This window comes from Azospirillum sp. UENF 111221 (genome assembly GCF_058780625.1).
Genome location: NZ_JBSNCH010000004.1, coordinates 189123 through 203226, shown reverse-complemented (window position 1 = coordinate 203226; position 14104 = coordinate 189123). Strand labels below are relative to the sequence as shown.

Here is a 14104-nt window from a genome sequence, read left to right as displayed (position 1 = left end):
CATGCACCGCCTGCTGCAAAGCCAGTTCAAGCGGGTGCTGGGCCTGCCGACCGCCGAGGCGGCAGACTCCGTCCTGGCGGAGTTGAAGGCGCTCGCCGGCACCGCCGGTCTGTCGGCGGAGGCGGCGCGGATGCTGGAGACGCTGCCGGCGCTGTTCACCCGCATTGGCCAGAGCTATGAGCAGGCGGACCGCGACCTGACGCTCAGGGCACGCAGCCTGCAGCTGAGTTCGGAGGAGCTGGCCGACACCAACGAGCGCCTGCGGCGCGAGGCGGCGGCGCAGGCCCATGCCATCCGCCGGCTGCGCGGCATCGCCAACAGCCTGCTGCGGGCGGATGGCCGTCCCGAACTGCCGGATGCGGCCGACAGCAGCCCGACCGACAGCCTGGAACGGCTGAGCCAGCTGATGGCAGGGCTGGTGGAGGAACGCTCCGCTGCGCAACGGGCGCTGGAACAGCAGAAATTCGCGCTCGACCAGCATGCCATCGTCAGCATCACCGACCACCGCGGCATCATCACCTACGCCAACGACAAATTCTGCCAGATCAGCGGCTTCCCCCGCGAAGAGTTGCTCGGCCGGTCGCACCGCATCGTCAATTCCGGCCACCACCCCTCCGGCTTCTTCGCGGAGATGTGGCACACCGTCATGGACGGGCAGGTCTGGCACGGCGAGATCTGCAACCGCACCAAGGCGGGCGAGGAATACTGGGTGGCGGCGACCATCGTCCCGCAGCTGACCGCCAACGGCCAGCCGCACCAGTACATCGCCATCCGCACCGACATCACCGAGCGCAAGCGGATGGAGGCGGAGCTTGAGGACAGCCGCCGCTTCCTGCAAAGCATCACCGACAGCATGGGCGAGGGCGTCTTCTCGCTGGACCGCAACGGCTTCTGCACCTTCCTCAACCCGGAAGCCGAACGGCTGCTCGGCTGGTCGCTGGAGGAGTTGCACGGCATCACCCTGCATGATGCCGTGCATTACAAGGACGGGCAGGGGCGGCCGGTCGCGGGCAAGGACTGCACCGTCCTCAACACCGTCCGGCGCGGCGAGATCCACCGCTCGGAAACCGATCATTTCGTCCGGCGCGACGGCACGATCTTCCCCATCGCCATCACCGCGGTGCCGCTGCGCGAGGATGGCCGCATCGTCGGCTCGGTCACCGTCTTCCAGGACATCACCGAGCGCCAGCGCATGCTGACCGCTTTGCAGGAAAGCGAGGAACGGCTGACGGTGGCGCTGGACGCCTCCATCACCGGGCTGTGGGACTGGAACCCGGTGACGGACCATGCCTATTTCTCCGACCTCTGGCTCGGCATGCTCGGCTATGCGCCCGGCGAACTGGCGGGAAGGGGCGCCACCTGGCTGGCACTGCTTCACGAGGGCGACCGCGACCGCGTGCTGGCGACACTGGAGGATCATGTGGCCGGCCGCGCCCCGGTCTATGAGGTCGAGTTCCGCATGCGCCACAAATCGGGCGCCTGGGTCTGGATCCTGTCGGCCGGCAAGGTGACGGACCGCGACGCCGACGGCCTGCCGACCCGCATCACCGGCATCCACAAGGATGTGACCGACCGCAAGCGGACCGAGGACGAGCTTGCCCGCGCCAAGGAGGAGGCCGACCGCGCCAACCGGCAGAAGAGCGATTTCCTGGCCAACATGAGCCACGAGAATCCGCACGCCGATGAACGCGGTGATCGGCCTCAGCCACCTGATGATGAAGACGGAGCTGACGCCGCGACAGCGCGATTACCTCGACAAGATCCATGCCTCCTCGCGCAGCCTGCTCGGCATCATCAACGACATCCTCGATTTCTCGAAGGTCGAGGCCGGAAAGCTGACGATCGAGGCGATCCCCTTCCACATCGGCGACGTGTTGCAGGAGGTGGCGACCGTCGTCCTGCCCAAGGTGCGGGAAAAGGGGCTGGAACTGATCGTCGACCTGCATGGCGGCGTGCCGGGCACGCTGGTCGGCGACCCGTTGCGGCTGGGTCAGGTCATCCTGAATCTCGTCTCCAACGCCGTGAAGTTCACCGAACGGGGCGAGGTGGCGGTGACGGTCGGCGGGCGCATCGGCACCGCCGACGATTACCGGCTGGAGGTGGAGGTCTGCGACACCGGCATCGGCATGTCGCCGGAACAGGCCGCCGCCCTGTTCCGCCCCTTCACCCAGGCCGACAGCTCCACCACGCGGCGCTTCGGCGGCACCGGCCTGGGGCTGGCGATCTGCCGGCAGCTGGTGGAGCTGATGGGCGGAACCGTGTCGGTGGAAAGCCGGCCGGGCGAGGGCAGCATCTTCCGCTTCTCCATCCGCTGCCGGGTCGCGGCCGGCGACACCACCGACGACCGGCTGCCGCGCGACCTGATGGACCGCCGCGTGCTGGTGGTCGACGACAGCGATGCCGTGCGCTCGATTCTGACCGACATGCTGGAACGCTTCGGTCTGACCGTCGAATCGGTCGGCGACGGCTTGTCGGCGCTGCGCCGGCTGGAGGAAGGACAGACCGGCATCAGGCCGCCGGTGGAGCTGGTGGTGCTGGACTGGCGCATGCCGGAACTGGACGGGGTGGAGACGCTGCGCCGCCTGCGCGCGTTGCCGGGCGCCCAGCCGCCTGTGGTGATGACCACCGCCTACGGCACTGACGGGGTGCAGGGGGCGCTGGACGGCGCGCTGAAAAACACGAGCGCGGCCGGTCCCGACCGGCCGGTCACCGCCGTGCTGGAAAAGCCGGTGACGCCGTCCGCCATGTTCGATTCGGTGATGATGGCGCTGGGCGGGGCTGCGGCCCGGCCCGGCGAGTCCGCACGCCGCGTGCACGATCCGGCCCAGTCGACGGAGCTGTCGGCGCTGGTCGGGCGCAGCGTGCTGCTGGTGGAGGACAATCTGGTCAACCAGCAGGTCGCCTGCGGCCTGCTGGAGCTGGTCGGCATCGAGGCCACCGTGGTCGGCAGCGGCGAGGAGGCCCTGCAATGCCTGCGTGAGGTGAAATTCGACCTCGTGCTGATGGATGTGCAGATGCCGGGGCTCGACGGCTACGAGACGACGCGGCTGATCCGGCGAAAGCTGGAACTGTCGAGCCTGCCGATCATCGCCATGACCGCCCACGCCATGGCCGGCGACCGCGAGCGCTGCCTCGATTCCGGCATGAACGACCATGTCTCCAAACCGATCGACCCGGAGACGCTCTACGCCGCACTCGCCCGCTGGCTGAAGCCGGTGCGCGGGATCGGCGGCGCCGCCGCGGCCACCACCGGGAATGCCGCAATACCGGCGGTCTCCGCGGTATCGGCCGCCCAGGCGCTGCCCGAGAGCCTGCCGCCGCTCGATCTCGCGGTCGCCCGGCGCAATGTGAACGGCAACCTCGCCCTGCTGCGCCGGATCCTGATCGATTTCGCCGCCACCCATGAGGCAGAGGCGGTGCGGCTGTCCACCGCCGTTTGCGAGGACCGTTGGAAGGACGTGCTGCGGCTGTCCCACACCTTGAAGGGCACGGCGGCCACCATCGGCGCCATGGAGCTGTCCGGTCTGGCGGGCCGGGTGGAGGCCGGCGCGATGACGGTGCCGCCGGCTGTCGAGGACGGCCTGCTCGACCGGCTTGCCGACGCCCTTGCGCGGGTGGTGGAGGGAATCGGCAGCCTCGGCCGGCCGGTTGCGGACATCACCCCGATGCCCGAACCGCCGGCATCGGCCAGCCTTCCGCGCGACATGCTGCGCGCGGCGCAATCGCTGTCCGACCGGCTGGGCGGCCTGCTGATCGCCGGAGATCCGGAAGCGGGCGATCTGGCCGATGCGCTTGCTTGCCTGCTGGCCGGCAGCCCGGTGACGTCCCTAGCCGAGCGTGTAAACCGTCATGCGGGGGCCTTCGATTTCGACGACGCCTCCACCGCCCTGACCGAACTGCGCGAACGCCTGCGCGATTTGAGAGAGACCGCGACATGAGCCTGCCGCCCCCGGTCGGACAGCCGAACGGCGACAAGCCGCGCATCCTGATCGTCGACGACGAGCCGATCAACCTGAAGGTCATGGCCGATCTGTTGCGCGACAGCTACGGCCTGATCGTGGCGAAGGACGGCCCGCAGGCGCTTGCCCGTCTGGCCGGCGACCCGCTGCCCGACCTGATCCTGCTGGACGTGATGATGCCGGGCATGGACGGCGTCGAGGTCTGCCGGAGGCTCAAAAGCGACGCCCGCACCCGCGGCGTGCCGGTGATCTTCATCACCGCAATGGGGCAGGTCCATGACGAGACCCGCGGGTTCGAGGTGGGAGCCGTCGATTACATCACCAAGCCGATCTCCCCGCCGGTGATGCTGGCGCGCGTCCGCACCCACATCGCGCTCCGCGAGGCGCAACGCGCGCTCGCCGACCAGAACAGGCAGCTGGAGGATCGTGTGGCGGAACGCACCCGCGACCTGCTGCGCGCCCAGGACGCCACCATCCGCGCCATGGCCTCGCTGGCGGAAACCCGCGACAACGAAACCGGCAACCACATCCGGCGGACCCAGAACTATGTGCTGGCGCTCGCCCTCCATCTCAGCCGCGACCCGCGTTATGCCGGCCAGCTGGACGAGGAAACCATCGAGCTGCTCTACAAATCGGCACCACTGCACGATGTCGGCAAGGTCGGCATTCCGGACTCGATCCTGCTGAAGCCGGGAAAGCTCAGCGACGACGAGTTCGAGGTGATGAAGACCCACGCGGCCCTGGGGCACGACGCCATCTTCGCCGCCGAAGGGCAGGCCGACCTCGCCATCGCCGGCGGAAGCTCGTTCCTGCGCATCGCGCGGGAGATCGCCCATGGCCACCACGAGCGCTGGGACGGCACCGGCTATCCCCAGGGCTTGGCGGGAGAGGCGATCCCGCTGTCGGCCCGCCTGATGGCGGTCGCCGACGTGTACGATGCGCTAATCAGCCGCCGCTGCTACAAGCCGCCCTTCCCGCACGAACAGGCGGCCTCCATCATCCGTGAAGGCAGCGGCAGCCATTTCGATCCCGCCGTTGTCGACGCCTTCAACGCCCTGGAGGACGAGTTCACCGACATCGCCAGCCGTTACAAGGACGAGGAGTGAGGATCGCGCACCATGTGGCGCCTATCCTCAGAACAGCTCGATCTCGACCTCGCGCCGGCCGATCACCGCAGCCTCCTGGCCGTCCGAGTCCAGAATATGGATCGGATCCCCGTCGCAATCGTCCGACATCGCCTGGGCGATCTCAAGCAGTTGAAGCGGCAGCCGCATCCGGCCATTCGACGACCGGTTGGCGCGGCAGGGGGCGATGGTGACGGTGATGGCCATGGATGGTGTTTCCGTTTGAACTGAACCGCGACCAAGGGCGCAAGGCTCATACCAAAGCAGGACGGTAAAGCTCTCGATCAGGGAAAGACCTTATGCGTGTGAAGGACTGTACAAGCACGCGGCCGTGATCGGCCCCGTCCACCGCTCACGGATCGCGCACCTGTTAACCCAGGCCTGTTAACCATGGCTCGGATCGTCTGGAGGAGACCATCCATCGACGCCGCAGTCTGCGACGCAATAGGCAATCGCAGACTGCGGAATCGCGGGCCGGACCGGACTTGGCCCGCAACCGTGGACTCAAATCCAGGAATCGTCCCCGCCGCTGCCGCCATCGTCGAAGGACGGATCGTCGTACGATGCATCGTCGGCCGGCGGCGGATCGGGCACATAGGCGGCATCCTGTGCCGTGTCGCCGCCCGCATCGCTTTGCAGACCCTGGTCGTCGCCGTAGTAGTTGTTGGTGATCACCGTCTCGTTGATCGTTTCGCCGGCCATCGGCTGTGCCATCGCCGTACCGAAGGGGCCGGGCGAATGGTGCAGCAGGGAGGAGATGGCGCTCGCCGCCAGCATGCCGCCGGCCACGCCGGCCGCCGTCTGCGCCGCACCGGCGAAGAATCCGCCACCGCGCGGCGCCATGCCCGGCTGCGGGACGGGGGAGGGACTGTATTGCTGCTGCGGATATGCGGCACCCGGCGCCGCTCCCCACGGGCTGCGGCCGGCGGCCGGCTGTTGCTGCGGCTGCCCCTGCGGCGCCTGCGGATAGGAGGGGGCAGGGGAAGGTTCGGCCCCACGGCCCCACGGGCTGCGTCCAATGCCGAGCGCGTTCGACAGGAAGCTGCCGCCGGACTGGGCCGGCTGGGCCGAACGCTCGCGCATCTGGCGTTCCAGCTCCTCGATCCGGGTCTGTGCCGCGGTCAGCGCCTGCTGCTGCACCAGGACGGTCTGCGCCATGTAGTAGGACGACAGCGGCTGGTCCTGCACCGACCGGCGGATGAAGTCCTCCGCTTCGGCGTCGCGCGGCTGGGAGGTCTGCTGGGACTCCACATCGCGCAGGCGACGGAACAGGTCGGACAGAAGCGTGCGTTCCTCGGGGGTCATCGACGTCTCCTGAAGACATGGCGCCCATCGCAGGCGGACGCCGCCCCTACATGTGGAGTCGCCATCCCCCCGAGGACAAGTCCCTTGTGAGGTATCCCCGCCTTGAGGGACTGTCCCGCCCCACAACACCGTGCCGGTCATTTAGTTTCGCGTCTTAAGCAATATTGCGCAAAAATCCCAGCGACTTGCCAAAGGTTCCGAAGCTGGGTCTTTGGATGGTGGATTGCTGGGCTGACCATTGTGGGAAGTGGGCGGCTATATCGGCTATGGCGTCGCGGAATTAACATATGACATTGACGGGGGTGCCTTTTTTCCCATCGATAGGCCACATTTGTGATGCGACCGCCCGGCGGCGCCGGTTGAGAAGCCGAGACCAAGATGAACAGGCGCCGAGAGATGGTGGAACTGACCGACCTGGAGCGCGATGCGCTGACCGAGTTGGTGAATATGGGGGTCGGCCGCGCCGCCACCCATCTCAGCCGCATGGTCAACGACCAGGTTCTGCTGTCCGTGCCGACCGTGGACATCGTCAGCCGGCAGGAGGCTTCCGATTTCCTGGCCGCGCGCGAGCGCAGCGGGCTGGTGGCGGTGGAGCAGCAGTTCCAGGGCTCCTTCGACGGCCGCGCCATGCTGATCTTTCCGGAGGCCAACAGCCTGGAACTGGCCCGTGCGGTTCTGGGCGGCGACCTGACCCTGGCGGAAATCGTCGATCTGGAGCAGGACGCCCTCGCTGAGATCGGCAACATCATCCTCAACGGTTGCCTGGTCGTCGTCGCCAACGCGCTGAAGGACCGGCTGACCATCTCGCTGCCGGCGGTGCTGCGCGGCGATGGCGCCAACATCCTCAAGGACAAGGTCGGCAGCGGCGATGAGCTGGTGCTGTTCCTCTACATCGATTTCACCATCCGCAGCCGCAGCATCCGCGGCTACATCGCCCTGCTGATGGGGGTTTCGTCCCTCCAGTCCCTGAAGCAACTGATCCACGCCTTCATCGAAGGCATCGCCGCCGAAGAACCCACATCCGCTGGAACGTCGTCTCATGGCTCCCAGATTGCCTGAACAACCCACCTGGGCACTGGATGTCCTCGGCGCGCTGGATGCCGGCATCCTGCTTCTGGACCGCCATTGCCGCGTTCTCTACTGGAACGGCTGGATGGAGCAGGCCTCCACCCTGACGGCCAGGGGAGATCCTCGGGCACGACCTGTTCGACGCACTGCCCAACCTGCGGGAATCGCGTCTGCACATCGCCGTGCGCGATACGCTGGCCACCGGCGCACCCGGCGTCCTGTCGCACACGCTGAACCCCATGCTGTTCCCGCTGCGCCTGCCGGACGGGCGGCGGATGGTCCACAATGTGGTGATCCGTCCCCTGCCGTCGCACGCATCCTCGCCCCATTCGCAATCCGCGGGCAACGAGGCGCGCTGCCTGATCCAGGTGACCGACGTGACCGCGTCGGTGAACCGCGAACGGGTGCTGCGCGAACAGCGCGACGCGCGCTATCGCGCCATCGTCGACACCGCCCCCGACGCCATCATCACCACCGACACCCGCGGCATGGTGCAGTGGATGAACGGCACCGCCACCCGTCAGTTCGACTATCGGCCGGACGAGCTGATCGGACAGAGCGTCGCGGTGCTGCTGGGCGAGGATGCTCCCGACTGGATCGCCATGGCGGAGGGCAGCGGGCCGGGTGCCGCCGGCATCGATATGGCGGCGCCGCCGGTGGAGCTGTCCGGCCGGCGTCGCGACGGCAGCCACATCGACCTGGAACTGTCGATGGCTCGCTGGGAATCGGAAGGGCGCAGCTTCATCACCGGCATCCTGCGCGACATCACCGAACGCCGCCGCACCCGAGAGGAGCTGCGGACCAGCGCGCTCGCCATGCGCCAGCTGGCCGAGCAGACCAAGGCGACGCTGGACGCACTGCCCGCCTTCATCGCGGTGCTCGACCGCTCCGGCCACATCGTCTCGGTCAACCGCGCCTGGGGCGAAGCCGGGCCGGAAACGACCTTCCTCGGCCAGGGCTGCATCGTCGGCGATGATTATCTCCACCATTGCGGCCGGGGCGAAACCGTCGACCCGCGCGCCGACACCGTGATGGACAACCTGCGCAGGCTGCTGAGCGAAGGCGGGCCGCCGGTGTCGGCGGAATATGTCACCAACAACCAGCATTGGTTCCGCTGTCTCGCCGCCCCGATGCCGGCGGGCCCCTTCGGCGGCACCGTGCTGATGCACATCGACGTGACGGAGATCAAGTCGATGGAGGCGGCGCTGCGCAAGCTGGTCGGCCAGAAATCGACGCTGCTGCGCGAGGTCAACCACCGCGTCAAGAACAGCCTGCAGCTGGTGTCCAGCCTGCTGACCCTGCAGACGCTGAGCCTGCCCGACGAGGGGGTGCGGGTGCATTTCCAGGATGCCCGCAGCCGCATCGAAGCGATTGCCCGCGTCCACAATCGCCTCTATCAGGCCGACCAGTTCCAGACCATCGAGTTCGGCACCTACCTGAACGAGCTGTGCGAGGATCTGGCGCGCGCATCCGGCGGCGACAGCATGTGCGACATCGTCGTGCGGTCGGACGTGGTCGACCTGCCCATCGACCATGCCGCCCCGCTCGGCCTGATCGCCAACGAACTGATCACCAACGCGGTCAAGCATCGCGGCAACGGTGCGGCACGGGTGACGGTGACCTTCCGGCGCGAAGACGAGAAGCTCGCCCTGACCGTCTCGGACCGCGGTCCGGGCCTGCCGTCCAACTTCGACATCCGCAAGAGCCGCAGCCTCGGCATGCGCCTGATCTCCAGCCTCGCCGGCCAGATCCGGGCCAGCGTCGACATCGACACCACCGCCCAGGGCACCACCTTCCGCATCGAGCTTGCGGTGCCGGACGAGGTGCCGCTGCTTGAGACCTCTTCGCCAGAGGAGATCTCGGGATGAAGATCCTGCTGGTTGAAGATGAGGTGCTGATCGCGCTCGAACAGCAGCTGTATCTGGAGAATGTCGGCCACAGCGTCATCGGCCCGGCAGTCACGGCCGTGGAGGCGGTGGAAATCGCCGCGGACGACAAGCCGGATCTCGCCCTGGTCGACGTGCATCTGGGAATGGGCACCAACGGCATCGACGCCGCACGGGGACTGACCAAGCTGGGTGTGCCTTGCCTGTTCATCACCTCCTTCCGCGACGAGCTGAAGAAGGACGGCCCGCTGACCGGCATCGGCTGCCTGCCCAAGCCCTTCACCGAAAGCGGCCTGCTCGCCGCCGTCGATGTCGCCCGCGCCATCCTGGCGGGGGAGACGCCGCGCAACGTGCCGCAGACGATGGAACTGTTCGTGTGAGAGCGTCTGCGTCTGCCCGGTGCCTGTAGAGGCGCCGGGCAAACTCTACCCCCCGATCCGCCGGACCGGCTCCGGCGCCGATTGCTGCTCGAACAGACGGCGATAGAGCCCACCCGGCCGGTGGAGCAGGACGGCGTGGCTGCCTTCCTCCACCACCCGGCCCTGGTTGAAGACCAGGATGCGGTCCAGCGTGCGCACGGTGGACAGGCGGTGGGCGATGATGATGGCGGTGCGGCCCTGCATCAGCCGCTCGATGGCCTCCTGGATCAGCGCCTCCGATTCCGAATCCAGGCTGGAGGTCGCCTCGTCCAGGATCAGGATCGGCGCGTCGGCCAGGAAGGCGCGGGCCAGCGCCACCCGCTGCCGCTCGCCGCCCGACAGCTTGACGCCGCGCTCGCCAACCAGCGTCGCATAGCCCTTCGGCAGGCGGACGATGAAGTCGTGGGCGTTGGCGAGTTTGGCGGCCCGCTCGATCTCCGCCATCGACGCGCCGGGGCGTCCGTAGGCGATGTTCTCCGCGAGCGTGCGGTGGAACAGGATCGGCTCCTGCGGTACGATGGCGATCTGGGAGCGCAGGGAGTGCTGCGTCGCCCCCGCCACCTCCTGCCCGTCGATCAGCACCCGGCCGTCGGTCACGTCATAGAGGCGCTGGATCAGCCTGACGAAGGTGGTCTTGCCCGACCCCGACGGCCCGACCAGCCCGACCCGCTCGCCCGCCTTGATGGTCAGCGACAGGTCGCGGTAGAGCGGTGTGGTGTGGCCGCCATACTGGAAGGTGACGCGGTCGAAGCGCACCTCGCCCGCCCGGATGCGGATCGGGGTGGCCTCCGGCCGGTCCTCCACCCCCAACGGCTCGGCATGGATCGCCACCAGCTCCTCCATCTCGTTGACCGAGCGCTGGAGGTGGTTGATGTGCATGCCGATGTCACGCAGATAGCCATGCACGACGAAATAGGTGGTCAGCACATAGGCGACGTCGCCCGGCGTCGCCTGCCCGCGCCACCACAGCCAGAGCGCCGTCGCGACCACGGCGCTGCGGATCAGCAGCAACACGACCAGCTGCACGGTGCTGTGGCGGGTGTGGCGGGTCCAGGTGCGGTGGGTGCGCCGGCTCCATTTGCCGACGACGCCGGACAGGCGGTCGTCCTCGCGCGGCTCGGCGCCGAAGGCCTTGACCACGGCGTTGCAGCCGATGGCGTCGGCCAACGTCCCGCCGAGTTTGGTGTCCCAGGCGTTCGACAGCCGGGCGGCCGGCGCGATGTAGAGGGTGGAGAACAGCACCGTCATCGCGATGTACACTGCGGTGCCGAGCGCGATCACCAGTCCCATCGCCGGCCAATGCAGCCCCAGCGTCACCATCGTGCCGATCAGCACGACCAGCGACGGCCACAGCGCCAGCAGCAGCGTGTCGTCCAGCGTGTCGAGCGCCCACATGCCGCGGGTGATCTTGCGCACCACGAATCCGGCGAAGCTGTTGGCGTGCCAGTCGGTGGAGAAGCGCTGGATGCGGTGGAAGCTGTCCTGGCCGACATCGGCCATGATGCGCAAGGTGAAGGGGATGACGCAGCTCCAGGCGATGTGGCGCATCACCACCATGCCGACGCCGAGTGCCACCATGGCGCCGAAGGCGGTCAGCGCCGCATGCAGTGCGGCGTCGCGGTCGCCCGGCAGCAGGGTGAGGGCATCGACCAGCCGGCCGGCGAACAGCGGCATGAAGACGTCGGCCAGCGTCGACAGGGCGATGGCGCCGGCAATGCCGACGGCCAGCGGTGTCTGGCGGCGCCAGTGACGGAAGGTGAAGGCCAGAACGCTGCGGATGGCGTTCGGCCGCGGGGTGCGTTTCGACTGTGCCATGGGAATCCAACCGGGGCAGGGGCCGGCCATGCGGGCGGCGGCGCCGTTGGGAGAAATGCGAACAGGTGACGGTGCGTGGCTTCAGGCAGCCGGCGCGAAGGCATTACGTGGCGGTCATCGCCCTCTCTCCCTCGGGGAGAGGGAGGGGACCCACGAAGTGGGGAGGGTGAGGGGGATGCCTGGCGGGACATTGCGATAATCCTCGCAGTGCATCCCCCTCACCCTGACCCTCTCCCCGGGGGGAGAGGGGAATTGGGCCTGTGCGCTTTACCGTCACCGACCCTTCAAATTGGTCTGGCGCGGCTTCATGCCGGACGGCTTGCCGCCAGCCCCAGCGGCCGGCTTCGCCCCCGGCGCCTTGCCAACGGGCGCCTTGCCCACCGGCGGCACCACGCGGCGGCCCTGGCCGGCCTGCTGGGTGAAGAAGGTCTTGCCCCCCTTCTCCCGCGGCTTGGCGGTGGCGCCGACCGGTTGCCAGCCCGGGATCAGATGCTCCTCGCCCGGACCGATCGAATCCTCGCGGCCCAGGCGCTTCAGCGCCTCGCGCAGGATCGGCCAGTTCTCTGGATCGTGGTAGCGCAGGAAGGCCTTGTGCAGGCGGCGCTGCTTCAACCCCTTCGCCGACGAAACGATTTCCGATCCGACGCGGCGGACCGGCCGGAGCGGGTTGCGCTCGCTGTGGTACATCGCGGTCGCCAGCGACATCGGCGAGGGCAGGAAGGTCTGTACCTGATCCGCCTTGAAGCCGTTCCGCTTCAGCCACAAGGCGAGGTTCATCATGTCCTCGTCCGTGGTGCCGGGGTGGGCGGCGATGAAGTAGGGGATCAGGTAGAGCTTCTTCCCGGCCTCCTTCGCGGCCTTGTCGAACATCCGCTTGAACTCGTCGTAGGCCCCCATGCCGGGCTTCATCATCTTGCCCAGCGGCCCCGGCTCGGTGTGTTCCGGCGCGATCTTCAGGTAACCGCCGACATGGTGGGTCACCAGTTCCTTCACATATTCCGGATTACGGACGGCGAGGTCGTAGCGCAGGCCCGACGCGATGTGGATCTTCTTCACCCCCGGCACCGCGCGGGCCTTGCGGTAGAGCTGGACCAGCGAGGAATGGTCGGTGTTCAGGTTCTTGCAGATGTCCGGGAAGACGCAGGACGGGCGCCGGCAGACCGACTCCGTCTCCTTGTCCTTGCAGGCGAGGCGATACATGTTGGCGGTCGGCCCGCCCATGTCGGAGATGACGCCGGTGAAGCCCTTGGTCTTGTCGCGGATATGCTCGATCTCGCGCAGGATCGACCCTTCCGACCGGCTCTGTATGATGCGCCCCTCATGCTCGGTGATCGAGCAGAAGGAACAGCCGCCGAAGCAGCCGCGCATGATGTTGACCGAGAAGCGGATCATCTCCCACGCCGGGATGCGCGCATCGCCGTAGGACGGATGCGGCGCGCGGGCATAGGGCAGGTCGTAGACGCCGTCCATCTCGTTGGTTTCGAGCGGGATCGGCGGCGGGTTCAGCCAGACGTCGCGGTCGCCGTGGCGCTGGACCAGCGCGCGGGCATTGCCGGGGTTGCTCTCCTGGTGCAGCACGCGGCTGGCATGGGCATAGAGCACCTTGTCGGCCGTCACCTGCTCGTAGCTGGGCAGCCGCACCGCCATGCGGTCGGCACCGGCGGCGCGCGGCGACACCGGCGCGGACGGATCGTCGATGGAGCTGCTGTCCACCACCGTCCAACCGTCCGGCAGGGACGAGCGCATGATGGCGGTGCCGCGGATGTCGGTCATCGCCTTGGGCAATTCCCCCGTCAGCGCACGCTGGGCAATCTCGATGATCGCACGTTCGGCATTGCCGTAGACCAGCATGTCCGCCTTGGAATCGACCAGGACGGATCGGCGGATCTTCTCGCTCCAATGATCGTACTGGGCGATGCGGCGCAAGCTGGCCTCGATGCCGCCGAGGACGATGGGAACGTCCTTGAAGGCTTCGCGGCAGCGCTGGGAATAGACGATGACGGCGCGGTCCGGCCGCTTGCCGCCCTCGTCGTTCGGCGTGTAGCTGTCGTTGTGGCGCAGGCGGCGGTCAGCCGTGTAGTGGTTGACCATCGAATCCATGTTGCCGCCGGTCACGCCCCAGAACAGCCGCGGCTTGCCCAGGATCTTGAACGGCTCCGCACTGCTCCAGTCCGGCTGGGCGATGATGCCGACCCGCAGGCCCTGCGATTCCAGCAGCCGGCCGATGATCGCCATGCCGAAGCTGGGATGGTCGACATAGGCATCGCCGGTGACGACGATCACGTCGCACTGGTCCCAGCCCAGCCGGTCCATTTCCGCGCGCGACATCGGCAGAAAGGGCGCCGCCTTGGGGCGCACGCTGCGGTCGGGGCGGTGAGTGAACAGGTTGGGGGCCGCGAGCATCGCGTTCTCCGGGTCTCGATCAACAATGCGGATGGATAAGCCGACAGTCTTACCTTGTCGGCCGGCAAATTCCCACCGCTGATAACGCAGCGGAGCAATGGGACATTGTGCGGGGTGGCGCGACA

General features: G+C 67.8%; 9 protein-coding genes and 2 pseudogenes. 7 read left to right on the top strand and 4 right to left on the bottom strand.

The genetic code is table 11. The features are described 5' to 3' along the window. Nucleotide 1: 1 nt before the first annotated feature. The 4 genes and pseudogenes from ACWPN3_RS12995 to ACWPN3_RS12980 form a co-directional block, all read left to right on the top strand. Nucleotides 2–1537: pseudogene (locus ACWPN3_RS12995) on the top strand (PAS domain-containing protein); the annotation flags it as partial. 145 nt (nucleotides 1538–1682) lie between these two features. After that, a pseudogene (locus ACWPN3_RS12990) lies at nucleotides 1683–2252 on the top strand (ATP-binding protein); the annotation flags it as partial. A 150-nt stretch (nucleotides 2253–2402) separates the two neighbouring features. Beyond that, the gene (locus ACWPN3_RS12985) at nucleotides 2403–3938 is read left to right on the top strand and encodes a response regulator (protein ID WP_492261504.1); all 1536 of its coding nucleotides are present in this window, start codon (nucleotides 2403–2405) and stop codon (nucleotides 3936–3938) included. After that, complete coding sequence (locus ACWPN3_RS12980) at nucleotides 3935–5065, top strand: HD-GYP domain-containing protein (RefSeq protein WP_492239636.1); 1131 nt, start codon at nucleotides 3935–3937, stop codon at nucleotides 5063–5065. The genes ACWPN3_RS12985 and ACWPN3_RS12980 overlap by 4 nt, the downstream gene beginning before the upstream one ends. Before the next feature lie 27 nt (nucleotides 5066–5092). Here the strand turns inward: ACWPN3_RS12980 and ACWPN3_RS12975 are convergent, their stop codons facing one another. Both ACWPN3_RS12975 and ACWPN3_RS12970 read right to left on the bottom strand, forming a co-directional pair. Then, entirely contained in the window at nucleotides 5093–5290 is a 198-nt protein-coding gene (locus tag ACWPN3_RS12975; RefSeq protein WP_492239637.1) for a hypothetical protein, read from the bottom strand. A 297-nt stretch (nucleotides 5291–5587) separates the two neighbouring features. Beyond that, nucleotides 5588–6388 (bottom strand): DUF2076 domain-containing protein, encoded by an 801-nt coding sequence (locus ACWPN3_RS12970; RefSeq protein WP_492239638.1) that lies wholly within the window; start codon nucleotides 6386–6388, stop codon nucleotides 5588–5590. A 378-nt stretch (nucleotides 6389–6766) separates the two neighbouring features. Between ACWPN3_RS12970 and ACWPN3_RS12965 the strand changes: the two genes are divergently transcribed. The 3 genes from ACWPN3_RS12965 to ACWPN3_RS12955 all read left to right on the top strand — a co-directional run bounded on the left by ACWPN3_RS12965 (nucleotide 6767) and on the right by ACWPN3_RS12955 (nucleotide 9722). Continuing rightward, a complete protein-coding gene (locus ACWPN3_RS12965) occupies nucleotides 6767–7447 on the top strand; it encodes a chemotaxis protein CheX (RefSeq protein WP_247872810.1) in 681 nt (226 codons plus the stop codon). Between the two features lie 191 nt (nucleotides 7448–7638). Further along, the gene (locus ACWPN3_RS12960; protein ID WP_492261464.1) at nucleotides 7639–9324 is read left to right on the top strand and encodes a sensor histidine kinase; all 1686 of its coding nucleotides are present in this window, start codon (nucleotides 7639–7641) and stop codon (nucleotides 9322–9324) included. Continuing rightward, entirely contained in the window at nucleotides 9321–9722 is a 402-nt protein-coding gene (locus ACWPN3_RS12955) for a response regulator (RefSeq protein ID WP_492239640.1), read from the top strand. Before ACWPN3_RS12960 ends, ACWPN3_RS12955 begins: the two co-directional genes overlap by 4 nt. A 45-nt stretch (nucleotides 9723–9767) precedes the next feature. Here the strand turns inward: ACWPN3_RS12955 and ACWPN3_RS12950 are convergent, their stop codons facing one another. Together ACWPN3_RS12950 and ACWPN3_RS12945 are read right to left on the bottom strand one after the other, a co-directional pair. Then, nucleotides 9768–11576 (bottom strand): ABC transporter ATP-binding protein, encoded by a 1809-nt coding sequence (locus ACWPN3_RS12950; RefSeq protein WP_492261463.1) that lies wholly within the window; start codon nucleotides 11574–11576, stop codon nucleotides 9768–9770. Nucleotides 11577–11849: 273 nt separating this feature from the next. Next, complete coding sequence (locus ACWPN3_RS12945) at nucleotides 11850–13979, bottom strand: YgiQ family radical SAM protein (RefSeq protein ID WP_492261462.1); 2130 nt, start codon at nucleotides 13977–13979, stop codon at nucleotides 11850–11852. Nucleotides 13980–14104 lie beyond the last annotated feature (125 nt).

Bases quoted from the DNA above. Each gene is read 5' to 3' on its own strand.
- ACWPN3_RS12980 (WP_492239636.1), top strand. From the start codon at position 3,935: ATGAGCCTGCCGCCCCCGGTCGGACAGCCGAACGGCGACAAGCCGCGC.
- ACWPN3_RS12975 (WP_492239637.1), bottom strand. From the start codon at position 5,290: ATGGCCATCACCGTCACCATCGCCCCCTGCCGCGCCAACCGGTCGTCG.
- ACWPN3_RS12970 (WP_492239638.1), bottom strand. From the start codon at position 6,388: ATGACCCCCGAGGAACGCACGCTTCTGTCCGACCTGTTCCGTCGCCTG.
- ACWPN3_RS12965 (WP_247872810.1), top strand. From the start codon at position 6,767: ATGAACAGGCGCCGAGAGATGGTGGAACTGACCGACCTGGAGCGCGAT.
- ACWPN3_RS12955 (WP_492239640.1), top strand. From the start codon at position 9,321: ATGAAGATCCTGCTGGTTGAAGATGAGGTGCTGATCGCGCTCGAACAG.
- ACWPN3_RS12950 (WP_492261463.1), bottom strand. From the start codon at position 11,576: ATGGCACAGTCGAAACGCACCCCGCGGCCGAACGCCATCCGCAGCGTT.
- ACWPN3_RS12945 (WP_492261462.1), bottom strand. From the start codon at position 13,979: ATGCTCGCGGCCCCCAACCTGTTCACTCACCGCCCCGACCGCAGCGTG.